The 18,596-nt window shown below is 34.1% G+C and carries 16 protein-coding genes and 1 pseudogene; 7 read left to right on the forward strand and 10 right to left on the reverse strand.

Annotated features, from left to right (window positions below):
- Nucleotides 1–4: 4 nt before the first annotated feature.
- Together accC and A9D35_RS02830 are read left to right on the forward strand one after the other, a co-directional pair.
- Nucleotides 5–1,446 (forward strand): annotated as a pseudogene (gene accC / locus A9D35_RS02825) (acetyl-CoA carboxylase biotin carboxylase subunit).
- Between the two features lie 12 nt (nucleotides 1,447–1,458).
- Nucleotides 1,459–3,000: an acyl-CoA carboxylase subunit beta gene (locus tag A9D35_RS02830; RefSeq protein WP_066218716.1), complete on the forward strand. Its 1,542-nt coding sequence runs from the start codon at nucleotides 1,459–1,461 to the stop codon at nucleotides 2,998–3,000.
- A 53-nt stretch (nucleotides 3,001–3,053) separates the two neighbouring features.
- Here A9D35_RS02830 and A9D35_RS02835 read toward each other — a convergent pair whose 3' ends face one another.
- From A9D35_RS02835 to A9D35_RS02850, 4 genes are all read right to left on the reverse strand, one after another.
- Nucleotides 3,054–3,662: a DoxX family protein gene (locus tag A9D35_RS02835; RefSeq protein ID WP_235817836.1), complete on the reverse strand. Its 609-nt coding sequence runs from the start codon at nucleotides 3,660–3,662 to the stop codon at nucleotides 3,054–3,056.
- 303 nt (nucleotides 3,663–3,965) lie between these two features.
- Entirely contained in the window at nucleotides 3,966–4,703 is a 738-nt protein-coding gene (gene map / locus A9D35_RS02840) for a type I methionyl aminopeptidase (protein WP_066218719.1), read from the reverse strand.
- A 61-nt stretch (nucleotides 4,704–4,764) separates the two neighbouring features.
- Entirely contained in the window at nucleotides 4,765–5,385 is a 621-nt protein-coding gene (locus A9D35_RS02845) for an ankyrin repeat domain-containing protein (protein WP_066218722.1), read from the reverse strand.
- Between the two features lie 72 nt (nucleotides 5,386–5,457).
- Entirely contained in the window at nucleotides 5,458–7,230 is a 1,773-nt protein-coding gene (locus A9D35_RS02850) for an ABC transporter ATP-binding protein (RefSeq protein WP_066218725.1), read from the reverse strand.
- 141 nt (nucleotides 7,231–7,371) lie between these two features.
- On the opposite strand from A9D35_RS02850, the gene A9D35_RS02855 reads away from it, so the two are divergent.
- Nucleotides 7,372–8,367: an aldo/keto reductase gene (locus tag A9D35_RS02855; RefSeq protein ID WP_066218728.1), complete on the forward strand. Its 996-nt coding sequence runs from the start codon at nucleotides 7,372–7,374 to the stop codon at nucleotides 8,365–8,367.
- Between the two features lie 57 nt (nucleotides 8,368–8,424).
- On the opposite strand, the gene A9D35_RS02860 is transcribed toward A9D35_RS02855, so the two are convergent.
- Together A9D35_RS02860 and A9D35_RS02865 are read right to left on the reverse strand one after the other, a co-directional pair.
- Nucleotides 8,425–9,615 carry an outer membrane beta-barrel protein gene (locus A9D35_RS02860; RefSeq protein WP_066218731.1) on the reverse strand — a complete coding sequence of 397 codons (1,191 nt, stop codon included), beginning with the start codon at nucleotides 9,613–9,615 and terminating at the stop codon, nucleotides 8,425–8,427.
- Between the two features lie 215 nt (nucleotides 9,616–9,830).
- Nucleotides 9,831–10,196, reverse strand: a complete 366-nt coding sequence (locus A9D35_RS02865; protein WP_066218734.1) for a DUF2200 domain-containing protein — start codon at nucleotides 10,194–10,196, stop codon at nucleotides 9,831–9,833.
- Between the two features lie 164 nt (nucleotides 10,197–10,360).
- Between A9D35_RS02865 and A9D35_RS02870 the strand changes: the two genes are divergently transcribed.
- The gene (locus A9D35_RS02870) at nucleotides 10,361–11,581 is read left to right on the forward strand and encodes a multidrug effflux MFS transporter (protein WP_066218735.1); all 1,221 of its coding nucleotides are present in this window, start codon (nucleotides 10,361–10,363) and stop codon (nucleotides 11,579–11,581) included.
- A gap of 63 nt (nucleotides 11,582–11,644) precedes the next feature.
- Here the strand turns inward: A9D35_RS02870 and A9D35_RS02875 are convergent, their stop codons facing one another.
- The 3 genes from A9D35_RS02875 to A9D35_RS02885 all read right to left on the reverse strand — a co-directional run bounded on the left by A9D35_RS02875 (nucleotide 11,645) and on the right by A9D35_RS02885 (nucleotide 13,929).
- A complete protein-coding gene (locus A9D35_RS02875) occupies nucleotides 11,645–12,280 on the reverse strand; it encodes a MarC family NAAT transporter (RefSeq protein WP_066218738.1) in 636 nt (211 codons plus the stop codon).
- A gap of 258 nt (nucleotides 12,281–12,538) precedes the next feature.
- Nucleotides 12,539–13,297, reverse strand: a complete 759-nt coding sequence (locus A9D35_RS02880) for an acyl-CoA desaturase (RefSeq protein WP_066218743.1) — start codon at nucleotides 13,295–13,297, stop codon at nucleotides 12,539–12,541.
- Nucleotides 13,298–13,356: 59 nt separating this feature from the next.
- Nucleotides 13,357–13,929, reverse strand: coding sequence for a Crp/Fnr family transcriptional regulator (locus A9D35_RS02885; RefSeq protein WP_066218745.1), 573 nt, complete (start codon nucleotides 13,927–13,929; stop codon nucleotides 13,357–13,359).
- Nucleotides 13,930–14,190: 261 nt separating this feature from the next.
- On the opposite strand from A9D35_RS02885, the gene hutI reads away from it, so the two are divergent.
- On the forward strand, nucleotides 14,191–15,429 hold the full coding sequence (gene hutI, locus A9D35_RS02890; protein WP_066218749.1) for an imidazolonepropionase: 1,239 nt from the start codon (nucleotides 14,191–14,193) through the stop codon (nucleotides 15,427–15,429).
- A gap of 269 nt (nucleotides 15,430–15,698) precedes the next feature.
- Here the strand turns inward: hutI and A9D35_RS02895 are convergent, their stop codons facing one another.
- Nucleotides 15,699–16,583, reverse strand: coding sequence for a DUF8428 domain-containing protein (locus A9D35_RS02895; RefSeq protein WP_066218753.1), 885 nt, complete (start codon nucleotides 16,581–16,583; stop codon nucleotides 15,699–15,701).
- Nucleotides 16,584–16,712: 129 nt separating this feature from the next.
- Here A9D35_RS02895 and A9D35_RS02900 point away from each other — a divergent pair, with 129 nt between their 5' ends.
- Both A9D35_RS02900 and A9D35_RS02905 read left to right on the forward strand, forming a co-directional pair.
- Nucleotides 16,713–17,732, forward strand: coding sequence for a formimidoylglutamase (locus A9D35_RS02900; RefSeq protein ID WP_066218756.1), 1,020 nt, complete (start codon nucleotides 16,713–16,715; stop codon nucleotides 17,730–17,732).
- Between the two features lie 39 nt (nucleotides 17,733–17,771).
- A complete protein-coding gene (locus A9D35_RS02905) occupies nucleotides 17,772–18,551 on the forward strand; it encodes an MBL fold metallo-hydrolase (RefSeq protein WP_066218759.1) in 780 nt (259 codons plus the stop codon).
- Nucleotides 18,552–18,596: the final 45 nt, after the last annotated feature.

The raw sequence follows: 18,596 nt of genomic DNA on the forward strand, positions 1-18,596 counted from the left end.
CATTATGAAAAAAATATTAGTTGCCAATCGTGGTGAAATCGCTCTGCGTATTATGAAAACCATAAAAAAATGGGCATAAAAACCGTAGCTATTTATTCAACAATAGATAGAGAATCTCCACATGTTACCTTTGCAGACGAAGCGGTTTGCATAGGAGAACCACCGTCTAATCAATCGTATTTATTGGGAGATAACATTATAAAAGTTGCCAAACAATTAGGTGTAGATGCTATACATCCGGGGTACGGATTTTTAAGTGAAAATGCCGATTTTGCAGAAAAAGTTGAAGCCAATAATATCATATTTATTGGTCCGAAATCGGAATCCATTCGGATTATGGGAAGTAAATTGGCTGCAAAAGATGCCGTTAAAGATTATAATATTCCGATGGTTCCTGGAACCAAGGATGCCATTTCCGATATCAAAGACGCTGAGGCTATTGCTAAAAAAATTGGCTTTCCTGTCTTAATCAAAGCCTCTGCAGGTGGTGGCGGAAAAGGGATGCGCATAGTAGAGAATGAACATGAATTAGAATCTCAAATGAAACGTGCCATAAGCGAAGCCACTTCTGCTTTTGGAGATGGCTCTGTTTTTATAGAGAAATATATTGCCTCTCCCCGACACATCGAAATTCAAGTTATGGCAGATAGTTTAGGGCATACCGTTCATCTGTTTGAGCGGGAATGTAGTATTCAACGTCGCCATCAAAAAGTAATTGAAGAAGCACCATCGTCTATTTTAACTCCAGAATTACGAGACAAAATGGGAGAAGCCGCAAAAAAAGTGGCGAAAGCTTGTAACTATGTTGGTGCTGGAACGGTAGAATTTCTACTTGATGAAAATAATAAGTTTTATTTTCTGGAAATGAATACAAGGCTACAAGTAGAACATCCCGTAACAGAACTAATAACGGGTCTCGACTTGGTAGAACTTCAAATTAAAATAGCTCGGGGAGAATCTTTAAATTTAATTCAAGCCGACTTAGAAATACAAGGACATGCCATGGAATTACGCATCTATGCCGAAGATCCTTTAAATAATTTTCTACCTAGCGTGGGCAATCTAAAAGTATATCAATTACCCGAAGGCGAAAACATACGGGTAGATAATGGTATATTAGAAGGCATGGATGTCCCCATATATTACGACCCCATGTTAGCCAAATTAATCACCTATGGAAAAACCAGAGAAGAAGCCATTTTAACCATGCTAAAGGCTATAAACGATTATAAAATAGAAGGGATTAGCAGCACCTTAACGTTTGGAAAATTTGTGTTTGAAAATGCAGCATTTCGAGAAGGCAATTTCGATACCAATTTTGTAAACATGTATTACGATCCGAAACTATTAATAAAACAAGCAGAAAAAGAAGCCAAACTAGCAGCTATTATTGCTTTAAAGCAATATCAATCGGACTTAAAGCAAGTGAGATTACCTAATCGTTAAACTGAAATTAAAATGGATTCGAAAATAAAAATTTTAACCGATAAACTTGAACAAGCTTACTTAGGTGGCGGAAGTAATCGTATAGAAAAACAACATCAAAAGAAAAAATTAACGGCTCGAGAGCGCGTCAATTATTTATTAGACGATGGATCTTTTGAAGAAATTGGCATTTTAGTTACCCATCGTACCACCGATTTTAACATGGATAAAGAAGTGTATTATGGCGATGGTGTCATTACCGGTTACGGCACAATTAATAACAGACTCACCTATGTATTTGCTCAAGATTTTACCGTTTTTGGAGGTTCGCTATCTGAAACCCATGCCGAAAAAATATGCAAAGTCATGGATCTGGCCTTAAAAATGGGAGCACCAATTGTAGGATTAAACGATTCTGGTGGTGCCCGTATACAAGAAGGCGTACGTTCGTTAGGAGGTTATGCCGATATTTTTTATAAGAATGTGCAGTCTTCAGGAATAATTCCTCAAATATCGGCCATTATGGGACCTTGCGCGGGTGGCGCCGTTTATTCTCCAGCGATGACAGATTTTACTATGATGGTAGAACAAAGCAGTTATATGTTTGTTACCGGACCCAATGTAGTAAAAACAGTGACCAATGAAGAAGTAACATCAGAAGCTCTAGGAGGTGCTCATACCCATGCCACCAAATCTGGTGTTGCCCATACCACTTCTCCAAACGATGTAGAATGTTTAGAAGCGATTAAAAGGTTATTGAGTTATTTACCACAGAATAATACCCGTACTGCAGACCAACTGGATTTTACTTTTCAAGATGAAATTCGAGATGAATTACGATCAATTATTCCAGAAAACGCAAATAAGCCATACGATATGCATCATGTTATAAACGGCATTATTGATACGGATTCCTTTTTCGAAATTCATAAAGATTATGCAGAAAACATCATTGTCGGATTTGCTAGAATTGGTGGCAGAAGCATTGGTATTGTTGCAAACCAACCGTTATTTCTGGCCGGTGTTTTAGATGTAAATAGTTCTAAAAAAGCAGCCCGTTTTACTAGATTCTGCGATAGTTTTAATATTCCTCTTTTAGTTTTAGTTGATGTTCCTGGATTTTTACCTGGAACAGATCAGGAATGGAATGGTATAATTACCAACGGAGCTAAATTATTGTATGCCTTAAGTGAAGCTACCGTACCACGCGTGACATTAATTACCAGAAAAGCCTATGGCGGTGCCTACGATGTTATGAATTCTAAACATATTGGTGCCGATATGAATTTCGCTTGGCCAAGTGCAGAAATAGCGGTTATGGGTGCTAAAGGGGCAAGCGAAATTATTTTTAAAAAGGACATACAAGAGGCAGAAGACCCGATTGCTAAATTGGCTGAAAAAGAAACAGAATACGCAGACACCTTTGCAAACCCGTATCGTGCTGCAAGCCGCGGATTTATAGATGAAGTTATTTTACCGCAAGATAGCCGACGAAAATTACTAAAAGCCTTTAGTATGCTAGAGGATAAAAAAGTAGAGTTACCAAAGCGAAAACATGGGAATATTCCGCTTTAAATCAAGCTATAAATAACATTAAAACATCTAAAGAAAAGTAATATAATTAAAGGCTATTCTTTAGATGCTTTTATTCGCTGTTTTTCGATTTCGAAACGTTGTAAACAATCGTCTAAGGTATTACCATGTGTATGGATACATTCGCAAAAAGCATCACCTAATGCTTCATTTTTAGTCCCTTTAAATTGTGAATTACAATCAGATACTGAGTTTCTTGGCATAACTTCAAAACCAAACTGAGCATAAGCAATTGTTATAACGATACAGAGTAATACTCCACTAAAAAAGATAATGGGAAATTTTTTGGTATAGAGTTTCGGTTTTTGAAACACCCCTCTATTACTATAGTGTTTAAAAGGCAAAATGTATTGCATCCTGTCGTAATGCCAAACCAGAAGAAACAAATTAGCAAGTACCATTAAAGGCGATGTAACCAACGAACCCTCAAACCGTACGGCAAACGATAAAATCCAAATATTTACAATAATGGGAAAATATAAGAGGGCTCCCAAAGTTACCGTCCTCGGAATTAAAAGTAAAACGGCCGCCAAAACTTGTGCATAACCAATACACGTATAATAATAGCCTGTATGATGTAAGGCTTCAAGGTATGCCCCCATAGGATGTAAAACCGAAAGACCACTGGCAAAACGCTCTCCCATAATTTTAACCAAACCCGCAAAAATAAAGGCATACGCCAGACTTATACGGCAAAATATAGAGAAAAGCCAATACCACCTATTTTGTTTTATTTAGTAATAAAACTGTTCGAATCTATCTCGATTAATCCACATGTTATATTAAATACCTTTAAAACACTTTTTAAGTATGGAGATCGTTTACGTATTTTAGTGCGGTTTCAATTACGAATATGTTCCGAAGGAAAATCATACGTACAAAAGCCCACTAACCTTTAATTAATCAACGAATTTAGCATTACTTTTTACATTATTGTAGCCCGTTATTTAATTCCAAATTTCATTTGATGCTGTTAAAATAACAGGATAATTATCAGTTACCAGTATGGTGTGTTCGTGTTGGGTTACATATCCACCTTTATTTCCGACTAAAGTCCAACCGTCATTCAATTCTACAGCAACAGTTGAATGTGTTGATATAAAAGTTTCTATAGCAACTTTAGTTTTAACGCTGTAATTTAAAATATTTTCAGGCTCTTCGTGTAAGTTCCTACCGACTCCATGTCCAGCCAAGTTTCTAATAACTTTAAATCCTGACTTTTTTGCTTCAGTTTCTATTAAATATCCTATTTCAGAAATTCTTACTCCGCCTTTAATATTGTTTATCGCTTTACGTAAAATGTTTTTAGAAGCATCTACTAGAGGTTGGTGATTATGAATGTCCTTTCCAAGGACAAAAGAGCCACCATTGTCAGACCAAAATCCGTTAAGTTCTGCAGAAACATCAATATTAATTAAATCTCCCTCTTTCAATATTTTTTTATTAGATGGTATTCCGTGTGCTGCTTCTTTGTTTATGCTTATACAAGAATAACCAGGAAATCCATAAGTTTCATAAGGTGCAGATTTAGCTCCATAACGCTTTAAAATTTCACCTCCATACTCATCAAGTTCTTTAGTTGACATTCCAACTTTAGCATATTCTCTCATTAATTTTAGTGTAGTTCCAACAACTTCACTAATTTTTTTCATTCCAGTTAATTCAGATTCCTTTGTTATAGACATTCTGTATTTTTTTAATTGATTACAACATCTTTTAACCACCTAAAAAAGCCATAATAAGTCTTTACGACTTCATTAACGGTTTTAAAAACGCCGCAGCCTCCATATGTTTATTACTCATAGCAAAATCGTAAGAGGATTCCCCATCAACATCTACAGCATTAACATCGGCACCGGCATCTAAAAGAATTTTCATAACTTCTATTTGCCCTTCGCCAGCGGCAAACATAATAGGTGTCCATTGCTCATGGTTATCTTTTAAGTTTACTTGTGCTCCAGATTCTACTAAAAGTTTCACTGTTGAAGCAAACGGTCCTGTACATCCGTACATAAGTGCTGTACGATCTGTAGTATCCCTTAAATCTACTGTTGCTCCACTATCCAATAAAGCTTTTACAACAGATGTATGCCCATTAAAAGCGGCTAACATTAAGGTAGTTCTATTTTCTTCACCACTAGTATTTGGGTCGAAGCCTTGACCTAAAGCATAGCTAATTGCCTCTAAATTTCCATTTTGTGCTGCTTCTAACAGTGCTGCAATATCAAAATTTTTCGCATTATCGGCTGGCTTTACTGGAGATTCTATAGTTGTTTCTGTTGTCGTTTGGGTTTCAGATTTATTTTGTCCGCAGGCCATAATGATTAATCCTGCTAATAAGCATATTGAAGTTTTAATACGTTTCATAAGGTGATTTAAGTTTTAGTTTTACTAAAGTATTTAAAAGGGATTAACTCCCCTAACACAATCCGATTTTATTTAAATTTTAGCTTGATACGTATACAAGTCGTAATAGCGTCCTTGAGCAGAAATTAACTCATCGTGTGTACCACGTTCTGCAATACGGCCATCTTCAATTACCAGAATCTGATCGGCTTTACGGATAGTGCTCAAGCGGTGCGCAATAACAATTGTGGTTCTATCTTTAGTTAATTCATTTAAACTTTTCTGAATAAAGCCTTCACTTTCTGTATCTAGGTTCGAGGTGGCTTCATCTAATATAATCACTTTCGGATTGGCTAAAATAGCACGTGCAATAGCGATGCGTTGGCGCTGACCTCCAGATAATTTTACTCCACGCTCCCCTATTAAGGTATCTAATCCGTCATCAAATCTATCTGTAAATTCACTCACATAAGCCGAGTCTACGGCTGCTAGTAACTCAGACTCGGTTGCATCTGGCCTTGGAAATAAAATATTTTCTCTGATGGTCCCTTCAAATAAAAATTCATCTTGTAACACCACTCCCAAATGTTTTCTAAAACTGTTTAGTTTTACTTTAGAAAGGTCGTAACCATCTACCGTTACACTACCCGACTTCGGGTTTAAAAATGTAGCCGATAAGCCAGCAATAGTAGATTTTCCAGATCCTGAACTTCCCACCAGTGCAATTACAGAACCTGAAGGTGCGTTAAAGCTAATGTTGTGTAACACATCTTTTCCAGCCTCGTAAGCAAAGGTTACGTTGTTAAATGCTAAATCGCCTTTTAAAGTTTCTATGTCTATAGTCCGGTGTATATCATCTTCTTCAGCATCCATATTCATAAGTTCTTCCGTACGGTCTAAACCTGCTAAAGCCTCGGTTAGCTGACTTCCAATATTACTCATTTGCACAATTGGTGCAATCATAAACCCAAGTAATAAGGTAAAAAACATAAAATCTCCTATGGTTAATTCGCCTTGCATAATTTTATATCCTCCAATCCCCATAATTCCGGTAGACGCTATTCCTAATAGAAAGGTAGACGAACTCGTCATGAAGGCGGTAGCTGTTAAACTCTTTTTTACATTTTGAAATAATCGATCGACGCCATCCTCAAAAGTTTTGTTTTCCTGAGCTTCTGCATTAAACGCTTTAATTACGCGAACACCAGCTAAAGTCTCTGTTAAACGGCCAGTAACTTCGGCATTAATAACACCACGTTTTCTAAAAATTGGTCGTATGTATTTAAAAGCTTTTAATGCTAAAACACCAAAAACTGCCACAGGAACCAATACAAAAAGTGTCATAGACGGACTTATACGGATGAGTAGAATTAAAGATATTACAGCCGTAAAAGTTCCACCAACAAGCTGTACTAAACCAGTTCCTATTAAATTCCGAACGCCTTCCACATCGGTCATGATTCGAGATACCAATACTCCAGATTTTGTATTGTCGAAAAAGCTAATAGGAAGCGACAACACTTTTTTCTGAACTTTTGCACGTAACTCCGATATTAAATACTGCGCCTGTACACTTAATATTTTAGTCAGTAAAAAAGAGGTTACTGCCTGCACCAAAATAGCACTTCCTACTATAGCTAATAAGGAATATAATTGATCATAATTTTTATTAGGAATCACGTCGTCTAACAATACTTTGCTTTGCCAAGGCAACACCAAACTCGCTAACCGACTAAATACAATAAGGATTAAGCCAATAAATACCAAATTTCGACGCGGCCATATAATGGTTTTAAAGGCTTGAGCCATACTTACCTTAGAAGCTTTCTTTTTAGGATCAGGTACGGCTTGTTTATAATGTCTCATAGAAATGAATTTAATGGTAAAGATAATTTTACTCTCGAAATTATTAAGCCTTATACTATAAATATTAAAATTGAGTTTAAATCGTTTATGGGTTTGCCATGTATTCCTTAACTTTAAAGCTATTAAAAAGCTAAACTTATTATGGAATATAGAACTATTGGAACCTCTGATTTAAAATTATCGGCTATTACATTTGGAGCTTGGGCTGCTGGCGGTTGGATGTGGGGCGGAACCGAACAACGTGATGCCATAAAAGCCATACAATCTGCTTTCGATTTTGGGGTAAGCGCTATAGATACCGCTCCTATTTATGGTATGGGACATAGCGAAAATATTGTGGGAGCTGCCATAAAAGAATTACCAAGAGACCAAGTACAATTGGTTACCAAATTTGGTTTGCGATGGGATGCCACAGAAGGTGATTTTTATGTAAATTCTAAAGATAACTCAGGTAAACCCATTTCGATTTATAAAAACGCGAGTAAAACTAGTATTATAAAAGAATGCGAAGATAGCTTGAAACGCTTAGGCACAGACTATATCGATTTATACCAAATACATTGGCCCGATAAAACAACGCCTATTCAAGAGACTATGGAAGCCGTAGCCCAATTAATTCAGGCGGGAAAGGTGCGCTATGCTGGAGTATGTAATTATGATGTTGCTCAGCTAGAAGAGGCGAAAAAATATGTCGATATCATTTCTAACCAAGTCCCTTACAGCATGATAAATCGTGATATCGAAAAAGATATAGTACCTTTTACATTAAACCACAACATGTCTATTCTTGCTTACAGCCCTTTACAACGTGGGTTACTAACTGGAAAAATGCAAGCCGGACATAAATTTGCTGAAGGTGACCACCGCCAAAACTTGGCCTTTTTTAAAGATGAAAACATTAAGCAAACCGCTGCATTTTTAAACACTTTACAACCTTTAGCCGAGGCAAAACAAGCCAGTATTTCTCAATTGGTTTTACGTTGGACCATAGAACAGCCCGGTGTAACCATTGCCTTAGCAGGAGCTAGAAATGCCGAACAAGCTATACAAAATGCCAAAGCTATAGACATTAAATTAACCGCAGAGGAATTACAATTCATATCGACTAATTTAGACGAGCTAAAACTAAACTTATAAAACACTTAGCCCAACTCTTTTTTATTCAAAAGGTTGGGCTGAATAAGTTGCTCATCTCTAAAAAATGGTATATCCAAAAATTACAGAAATTGTATTATAATCGGAATTATAATATTGATAATCTTTCAACAAGTCTCTATTGGTATTATACCGTAATTCTACACTATAGGTATCGTTATAAGTATACCCAAATCCTAAACCAATACTAGATGAATTTATAATTTCTAATTCCGAACCCGTATCGTAATTTACAGTAGAATTCATAGGGATATCTAAGATATACGAGGCGTTTACAAATAATTTAGAACTGTTATTTAAAAAGAAATAATGTCTAATTCCAATAGGTAATTCTATGGAAGAATAATCGACTTCAACATTTGAATTTTCTAAGGTTTCTTCAGATTTAAAAGACTGATACGTAGGTTCAACAATTATAGCCCATTTGTTTTTATTGAAAGGCAAAAATATTTCAGCTTCAAGTCCAATCCTAAATCCTATTTTGCTTCCAAAATCTACATTTCTAGAACTTAAAGATGTATTTTCTATAGAAAAAGAAGAACTTTTAATTCCTATTCTAGGTGTTAGATTAAAAAGATCTTTTTTCTGTTTTTCTTCGAAATTAACTTGTTCTACATTATTACACTGATTATAGGTCACAAAAATTTTAACCAAGTCGTCTTTTTCATATTTTAACCTTTCAATATCTTTTGAGCTTATGTTTTTACAGGTTAAATTATTCAATAATTGCTGTCTATACCTATTATTTTCTTTTATTAAATCGCCTGTAGATCTATAATTTTTAAAGATTAATTGCTCCACAGTCATCCCATTGTCCATGCTATAAAAGAATCGAACTAAATTACCATCTTCAAACTGATATAAATTAGCCTCCCCTTCTACTAAAGCCTTTAAAAAGAGGGTTTCTTCATGAAATACCGGATTTCTATTAGGGCTTAAGTTATTAATTACTTTACTAGAACGATCCATTTTAACGGTGCGCTTGATATATTTTGAAAAGTTATGAATTCCAAATTCTATTACACTTTGTATTGTACCTTTTTTTATTTCAGACTCCGCCGAAAGTTTATAGTCAAAGTCGGTAGGATTGTTCTTCCAATCCATATTTTTTATAAGACATTCGGTACGTTGATTGTCTGAATCTATAAAATATCCTTTTTCGAAAACGATTTGCGAAAAACTTTTGGTTGTAATAATGGTTAATAAAACAAGTAGCAGTTGGGGTTTCATTTATTTTTACGGTTAAGGGGTTATGTTTCAAGGAGCTATAATTAATCAGCCACAGTCTATTTATAGTAAGCAAAAAGCTTCTTTCAAGAAGAAGAATTTTGCTACAATAAAAATAATGAATCATATTAAAAAGCCAATGAACTTTTTAAATTATTCGATAAACCACAATGTTTTAAATTACTCGTTTTAAAATTAACTTTACTGTTAGTCCGTTATTATACAGTTCGCAGTATTTTATCCATTTTACGCCCTTTAGCTAACTCATCTACTAACTTGTCTAAATACCTTACTTGTTGGGTTAAAGTGTTGTCTATGTCTTCAATTCTATAGCCACAAATTACGCCTGTAATGAGGTGGGCATTCGGGTGTAAAGATGCTTCTTTAAAAAAGGTTTCAAAAGTAACCTTTTCGGCTATTAATTTTTCTAATTGTAATTCGTCAAAACCGGTTAACCAAGAAATAACTTCATGAAGTTCTGCTTTAGTTCGTCCTTTTTTCTCAACCTTGGCTATATAATGGGGATAAACCGATGCAAAAGTCATATTAGCTATACGCTCATTATGTTTGTCTGTTACTTTCATCATTCTTGCATTTAATTTTAACAAATATAAACTATAAACTAAAATAGGAGTTTAACAGTTCACTTAAAACAAGCTTTTAAACCGCTAACTAACTGATTAAATTAACAATACAATATAACGTAATATTAACCTTATTATCGCATTGGAAATATTACTTTTGCCGAATGCTAAAAAAAGAGACTAAAAATCAGTTTGAATTTATTGCTTTAATGGCTTCATTAATGTCTATAGTTGCATTAACTATAGATGCATTACTTCCTGCAATCCCTAATATTGGCTTAGCTATAGGAAATCAAAACAGTACCGATTTACAACTTTTGGTAACCATGATTTTTCTAGGCTTTGGTTTAGGGCAATTAATACTAGGGCCACTCTCCGATAGTTTTGGTAGAAAGCCTATTATGTATCTTGGATTTTTTATTTTTTTATTGGCTAGTATAGTTTGTATCACTGCCGAAAGTTTGGTTTGGATGTTGGTTGGACGTATTTTTCAGGGTATCGGACTTTCTGCACCTAGAACCTTATGTATTTCTATTATTAGAGATTCACATAAAGGCGATTATATGGCAAGAATGATGTCTTTTGTAACTGCATTTTTTATTCTTGTGCCTATTATTGCTCCTGCTCTGGGTCAGTTTATATTAAACCATTTCGATTGGCATTATATTTTTTATACCCAGCTATTCTTTGGAGCTATTGTTATTTTTTGGTTTTGGAAACGTCAGCCTGAAACCTTACATCCAGAATATAAAATACCATTTAATAAACATGTATTTATTAATGGTTTTACAGAATTATTGAAGTTTAAAGAAGCCATTATTTTTACGATGCTTTCGGGTTTTATTACAGGAGCTTTTATGGTGTATTTAAGTGCTTCGCAACACATTTTTGAAGCGCAATATGGTTTAGGCGACAAATTTCCTTTAGTATTTGCTGGTTTAGCTTTTTCTATAGGATTATCTACTTTATTAAACGGAACCCTTGTTGTTAAATTTGGAATGCGCAACTTAGCTTTTGCAGCACTAACCGTTTTTTCTGGAGCTTCAATATTGTATGTCATTTTATTTTGGAATTCTGCAAACCCAAGTTTATCGGTATTAATTCCTTTTTTAATTATTCAATTCTTTTCCTTAGGATTTATTTTCGGAAACCTAAGAGCTATTGCCATGGAACCAATTGGTCATATTGCTGGAATTGGGGCTGCTATTACGGGGTTTATATCTACTCTAATTGCTATTCCTATTGCTACAATTATTGGCGAATATGTAACCGATACGGCTCTTCCCTTATTTTTAGGATTCGCCATTTGCGGTTCGCTCTCTGTGGGAGTATTTATTATAATGAGACGTCGAAGAACATCAGCTTTAGCCGTAGCGAAGTATTAGAACAGACTAGGTATAGTAGAATTATTTTTTTATAACCGGTCAAATCTGAAATATCCTGCTTTATTATTTTAAAAATTGAATATTTACAATATTTACAACTGCAGAAATAACATACTCTATCCCAATAGCGATTACAATAAAACCAATTATTCGTGATAACGCATTTATGCCCGAAGCTCCTAAACATTTTACTATAAGGTAAGAGCTTTTTAAAATAAGATAAATGCAAATGGTTGTAAAAACTAACGCGGCAATAATTATGGAGATCTCCTTAATTTCTGTGAATTCTTGATTGTAGGCTATTAATAACGAAATGGTACCAGGACCCGCCAACATAGGCATGGCCAAGGGTGTTAAACTAATCTCGTTTCTGGTTTTAATATCCTCTTCTACTCGTTGGCGTTTCATGCCTTTATGCTCGGCAAATTTTCCTGTTAACAATGCAAATCCGGAAGACGCAATGATAAGTCCGCCAGCAATTTTTAAAGCATTAATACTTATTCCAAAAAAAGACAAAATATAAGTGCCGGCAAAAAAAGACAGCAACACTATAATTAAGGCATTTAAAGAGGTCCAAAAGGCGATACTCGCACGTTCCTTTTTCGTGTGTTCTGAAGACAATCCTACAAATACAGGAACTGTTCCTAAGGGATTCATTATTGAAAATAGAGCACCAAATGTGGCTAAAAATAATTCCATTGTTTTTTTGTGCAAATACAATGAATTTTATTCGCCAATATGTTAGTTTAGGTTTAAGGAATAGTGAATTGAAAATGAAATTCTCTTCCTTAAAAAGCACAACATGTTAAGCTTTTATACGCAAGATTTATAAGGCGCTCATTAGTACCGTGGTAGTATAAATAATACCTAGAACTTGAGTTATTACTTACGTTTTATCTAAAGGTTAAATGACTTCATAAGCCATCTATTAAAAGAAAAAAATAAAAGACTAAAACTCTACACCTCTCGTTTTACAGGAATTAAAGCGCTCTTTTTTAGTTTAATAAAACCTAAAGCATCTAACACTTTCATGATACCATAAGTAATGTCTAACTCATACCAACGCACCCCTCCAAAATTAGCACGCCCCCCGTATTTATGGTGGTTGTTATGGTAACCCTCGCCCATCATTAAAAAATCGAATGGCAATAAGTTCTTTGAAGTATCGCTCACTTTAAAGTTAACATACCCATAAATATGCGCAAACCAATTTATAATAACGCCATGTATAGGGGCCATAAAAAACGCCACTGGTAAAAATAACCATTGCCACCAAGCGGTTGCAAAAAAGAAGAAAATAGCTGTATATAAAGCAGCCCAAGCTAAGCGGGAACCCCGAGAACTTGCAAAAGCATCAAAACGCTCCCATTGTGGTACATTTTTAGTAAACTTAGAATCTACTGCTACTCGTTTCTTATTAATATCCTGATAAATGTTTTTTGTTCGCCACATCATAGAAAACACATTACTATCGTATTTCGGTGAATGCGGATCATTTTCTGTATCTGCATAGGCATGATGCATTCTGTGCATAACGCCATAACCGTAAGCACTTAAATAATTAGAACCTTGACATACCCAGGTAAGAAAAAAACAAACTTTTTCTGCGAATCTAGACATGTTAAACGTTTGATGCGCAGCATACCTGTGTAGAAAAAACGTTTGGAAAAACAAACCCGAATACCATAGAATAATCATGAATATAATAATAGTCATATGTTGTAATTTAATACAACAAAGAACCAAATTATTTAGGAGTAAAATATGAACGTAAGTTAAGAAATACGCTTCCGGATACGACTTAAGGCTTGTGCTGTAACACCAATATACGAAGCAATATACTTTAACGGAATATCTTTAAGCAGATTAGGACGTTCGGTAAAAAGGTTAAGATACCGCTGTTCTGCAGTTTCATTTAATAGGGATTGTTCCCGTTTAGATTTTATTAAAAACAAGCGTTCTGAAGATAATCTCCCTATTAAGTTTCCAACTTCTGTATTGTTATAAACCTCTTGCAAATCGGAATACGATACACTCCAAATAGATAAATCGGTTAAAGCTTCTAAAGCGTATAGAGAAGGTTTTTGCGTTAAAAAAGAATCGTAAGCACTAACAAATTCATTTTCGAAACAAAACCCAAAAGTAACGTCTTTGTCTTCGTCTTCATTCGGAATTAAAAATCGAGCAATACCACTGTTTATGAACGAAATATAATGTTCTACCTGTCCAACTTCCAAAATACGTTCCTTTTTTTTAAACGTTCGTGCTTTTAATTTCGAAGAAAACAGTTTCCAATCTGCATCACTTATGGGTACAGTAGATTCTATATATGCTCTAATTTCAATCATGAAAAATGTTCGTTAATGCCATTATAAATTTTGATTAACACAAAGGTAAGCATCCTAAATTAGGTTAAATAATAAAGGAACTACATTATTTAAAAATAAAAAATATCAAAGTTTATATTATCGTTTTATCAGAAAATTTTTACCTGCTGTTTTTAAGAAAACGATTGAATTAACAATAAATCAGCCCAATTTTTATCAATACTAAAGTTATACCCCTTAAGTAAATTTAATTTGTTATTTTAGAATTCTAAAACCAAATTCATGTCTATATTAATCACCAATATAAAACAGCTTTTACAAGCAAGAGCTCACAACGTTTTAAAAGTATCGGGAACAGAAATGAACCAACTATCTTTACTAGAAAACGCCTATTTACTTATTGAACACGATACAATTGTAGAATATGGTGAAATGAAAGATATTGGAGGTATTGAAGCTGAAACCACCATCGATGCCACCGGTAAAATAGTATTACCAACTTGGTGCGATTCGCATACCCATTTGGTTTATGCTGGTAATCGTGAACAAGAATTTGTAGATAGAATTAATGGTTTAAGTTATGAAGATATTGCCAACCGTGGTGGAGGCATCTTAAACTCGGCTGAGAAGCTTCAAAACACCACCGAAGATGAACTTTATAACCAAGCAGTATATCGTTTAAAAAATGTGATGAGACTTGGTACGGGGGCCATAGAAATTAAATCGGGTTACGGACTTACCACAGAATCCGAATTAAAAATGCTTCGCGTTATTAGTCGATTAAAACGGGATTTTCCTTTAAAAGTCATGGCTACATTTCTAGGAGCGCATGCAGTTCCTAAAGAATTTAAAGATAATAAAACAGGTTATGTAGATCATATTATAAATGATATGATACCCAAAGTAGCCAAAGATTTATTGGCCCAATATATTGATGTATTTTGTGAATCTGGATATTTTTCTATTGAAGATACCGAGCGTATTTTAGAAGCTGGAAAAAAACATGGATTAACACCTAAAATTCACGTCAATCAATTCAATGCCTTTGGAGGTGTCGCTTTAGGGGTTAAACACGAAGCCCTTTCTGTAGACCATTTAGAAGTCTTAAATCCTAAAGATATTGAAGCTTTAAAAGGCAGTAAAACCATGCCAGTAGCATTGCCATCTTGTTCTTATTTTATAAGTATTCCGTATACACCAGCACGTCAAATTATAGATGCAGGGCTTCCGTTAGCCTTGGCTACCGATTATAATCCTGGAACCACACCAAGCGGAAACATGAATTTTGTGGTAAGCACAGCTTGTATTAAAATGAAAATGACTCCAGAAGAAGCCATTAATGCTGCAACCATAAATGGTGCCTATGCCATGGGTGTTAGTAATATGTTTGGAAGTATTACTCGAGGTAAAAAAGCCAATGTTATGATAACCAAAGCTATACCAAGTTATAATTATTTACCTTATGCCTTTGGAGAAAACAATATTGAAACCGTTATTATTAATGGTGAAATTATTGAATAATCTTTAATGTTTGATTTGATTGTGCTTTTAACCTGAGAAATTAGCGATTGTAACTCTTCAAGTTTAAAGAGTTTTTAAACTAAAAAAAGAGGTAAACTTAAAAGTTTCATTTTCGTCAACTTGAACTTGATTCAGGTTCTCACATATTTGGTTATTTATGTGAATAAATTCTGAAATACATTCAGAATGATAACTTTGTAAAGTTTTAAACAAAAAAATCCCAAATAACTTAAAGTTATTCGGGATTTATATTTTAGGTAATATAATTTTTACTTCAGCGTAAACTCTGTAGTAGATACTAAATCTTTAGAGTTAAATACGTTTACCATATAACGTCCTTCTTCAAAACGATCTTCGCCTTTAGACGCTACAAATTCACAAACATTTAAACTCGCATTTTCGTAGTTAAAACGACTAACCACACTATAGTTTAATGATTTTTCTCCAAAAACAACCTGCTCATTTGCACCTAACACATTGTTTTTAGGATCGATTACTTGAATATATAATTCTTGATCTCCTTCCTGTACTAAATTGTTTTTAGCAACAGTAAAACAAACTCTAAGTTTATCGGCACGTCTAGCACGTTCTGTTGGTATTAATTTTCCTGAGCTTCGTTCTATCACCCCAAAACCTTTTAGCCCCACAGTAGATAAAACTGCTGCATTTTCAACAACTTCTGCTAATGCCGTGTTTTGTACTAATAAAGAATCTGTAAACATATTACGTTGCTCTAAATGAACACGTGTACTATCTAAAGAAGTGGCTAATAAATTATTTTCAACTTTTAACTTATCGTTTTCAGCCAATAAGACATCCATCTCCTTTTGTAAACTCACATATTTTTGCTTGTATTTCCACAAACTTTTTATGTTGTTTTCAGAAATTTGAAGCGAATCTATTAATCCTTGAATACGCGTTCTAGCTTCTATTAAATTTGCATTAGCAATATCGTTCTCGCTAATGGCAACATCGTATTGTTTTGCCATATTACTTAAATCGGTCATTACTAATTGCTTCTCTTCTTTTAATTGTGCTTCGGTTTCACGTTTCGTTTTCATAAGATCGAAAGTGTAAAATGCAGTCGCTAAGAACAGTACGACAGCAATACCTAATGCTATTTTTAATCCGTTATTTGATTTACTTTCTTCCATAATTTAATTTAAGTTTTAAGATTCTAATTGGTTAAGTTATTATTTGGTTTTTATTCAGCTAATATTATTAAAATTCTGTTCATAAAACAAAAAAACATGTATTTTTAAATTTTATAAACCCTTTTATTAATGGATAAACTTGTCGTTTTTAATAATTCCGATCTTTCAAAATTTTTAAACATTCGTCCCTTCGAATCTAAATTTGGAGAACATATAAATTTACTCCCACCCGACTGTAATATATACGAATATATAGAAACTTTAGATGTCGAATACGTTTTAGTAGGCTTACCAGAAGACGTAGGAGTTTTCGCTAACCTAGGTGACTGTGGGGCTTCAACAACTTGGGAAACTACCTTAAAATATATTTTAAACATTCAGAAAAATGAGTTTACACAGCCAGAAAAAGTCTTAATACTAGGGCATTTAGACTTTGAAAAAGAACTAAAAAAAATACAAACGCTAGATAGAACAATTGAAAAAGAGCTAGCCAAAGCTCGAAAGTTAGTATCTAAAATAGATAAACATGTTACGCATTTGGTTTATACGCTGATAAAAGCTGGTAAAAAACCTATTCTAATTGGTGGAGGCCATAACAATGCTTATGGTAACATTAAAGGTGCTGCCCTAGCATTAAATGATTCTATAAACGCTATTAATTTTGATGCCCATACGCATTTTAGAGCCGAAGAAGGTAGACATAGTGGAAACAGTTTTACCTATGCCTTTACCGAAGGTTTTCTGAATCAGTATTATATGTTTGGTTTACACGAAAGCTATATCTCGAATAGCATTTTAAAAACCATTAACAAATTAAATAATGTAAACTACAGCACCTATGAAGATATAGAAGTAAAAAATAAATCGTCTTTTAAAAAAGAATTACAAAAGGCATTAGCATTAATAGAAAACAAGCCTTTTGGTTTAGAAATTGACTGCGATGCTATAGAAAACATCAACTGTAGCGCAATGTCGCCAGGAGGTTTCAACTTAAAAAGAGCTAGACAGTTTGTTCATTATTTTGGAAAACAAAATCATGCAACCTATTTACATATTTGCGAAGCCGTTCCAAATGAAAGCAATGAGACTCAAATTGGCATGCTCATCGCCTATTTAATTTCAGATTTCATTCAGGCAAACTCAAAATAAAACCATATATTAAATCACTATTAATCAAATAAACAACACATGAAAAAATTACATATTTACGCGCTTCTTTGTTTATCGATGGCCCTATTTAGCTTTAAACCGGTTGCAAATACCAAAGCCTTAGAATCTACTATATGGCATGATATAAAAGATACGGATACCAAAATCATCCCTATTTCTCATGCTACTTTTATTTTAGAAGTTAAACATATTACCATTTATGTGGATCCCGTTGGAGGCGCAGAATCCTTTAAAGACAAAAAAGAACCAAATCTTATATTAATTACCGATATCCATGGCGATCATTTTAATTTGGAAACTTTAGAAGCTGTTGCTAAACATCATACAGCTATTATTACCACACAAGCTGTAGCCGATAAATTATCGAAAACATTAAGAGACCAAACTTTTGTGTTAAATAATGGTGAATCTAGAACTTATGATCATTTAAAAATTGAAGCCATACCTATGTATAATTTACGTCCAGAAGCCCTTAAATACCATACCAAAGGCCGCGGAAATGGATATGTTATAAACAATCATGGCGAACGTATTTATATTTCTGGAGATACCGAAGACATTCCAGAAATGCGAAATTTAAAAGATATTGATATTGCTTTAGTTTGTATGAATTTACCATACACTATGCCTGTTGATAAAGCAGCAGAGGCCATTTTAGACTTTAAACCTAAAGAAGTTATTCCTTATCATTACAGAGGCACCGATGGGTATAGCGATGTTAATTCATTTAAGGCCTTAGTTAATGCTAAAGATCCCAAGATTAAAGTCACACTACTTGATTGGTATTCAAAAAATTAACTCATTTTATTTTTAAAATATTGAATAAATAATTTATATTTGGTT

It is taken from the genome of Formosa haliotis (assembly GCF_001685485.1).
Lineage (GTDB): Bacteria > Bacteroidota > Bacteroidia > Flavobacteriales > Flavobacteriaceae > Formosa > Formosa haliotis.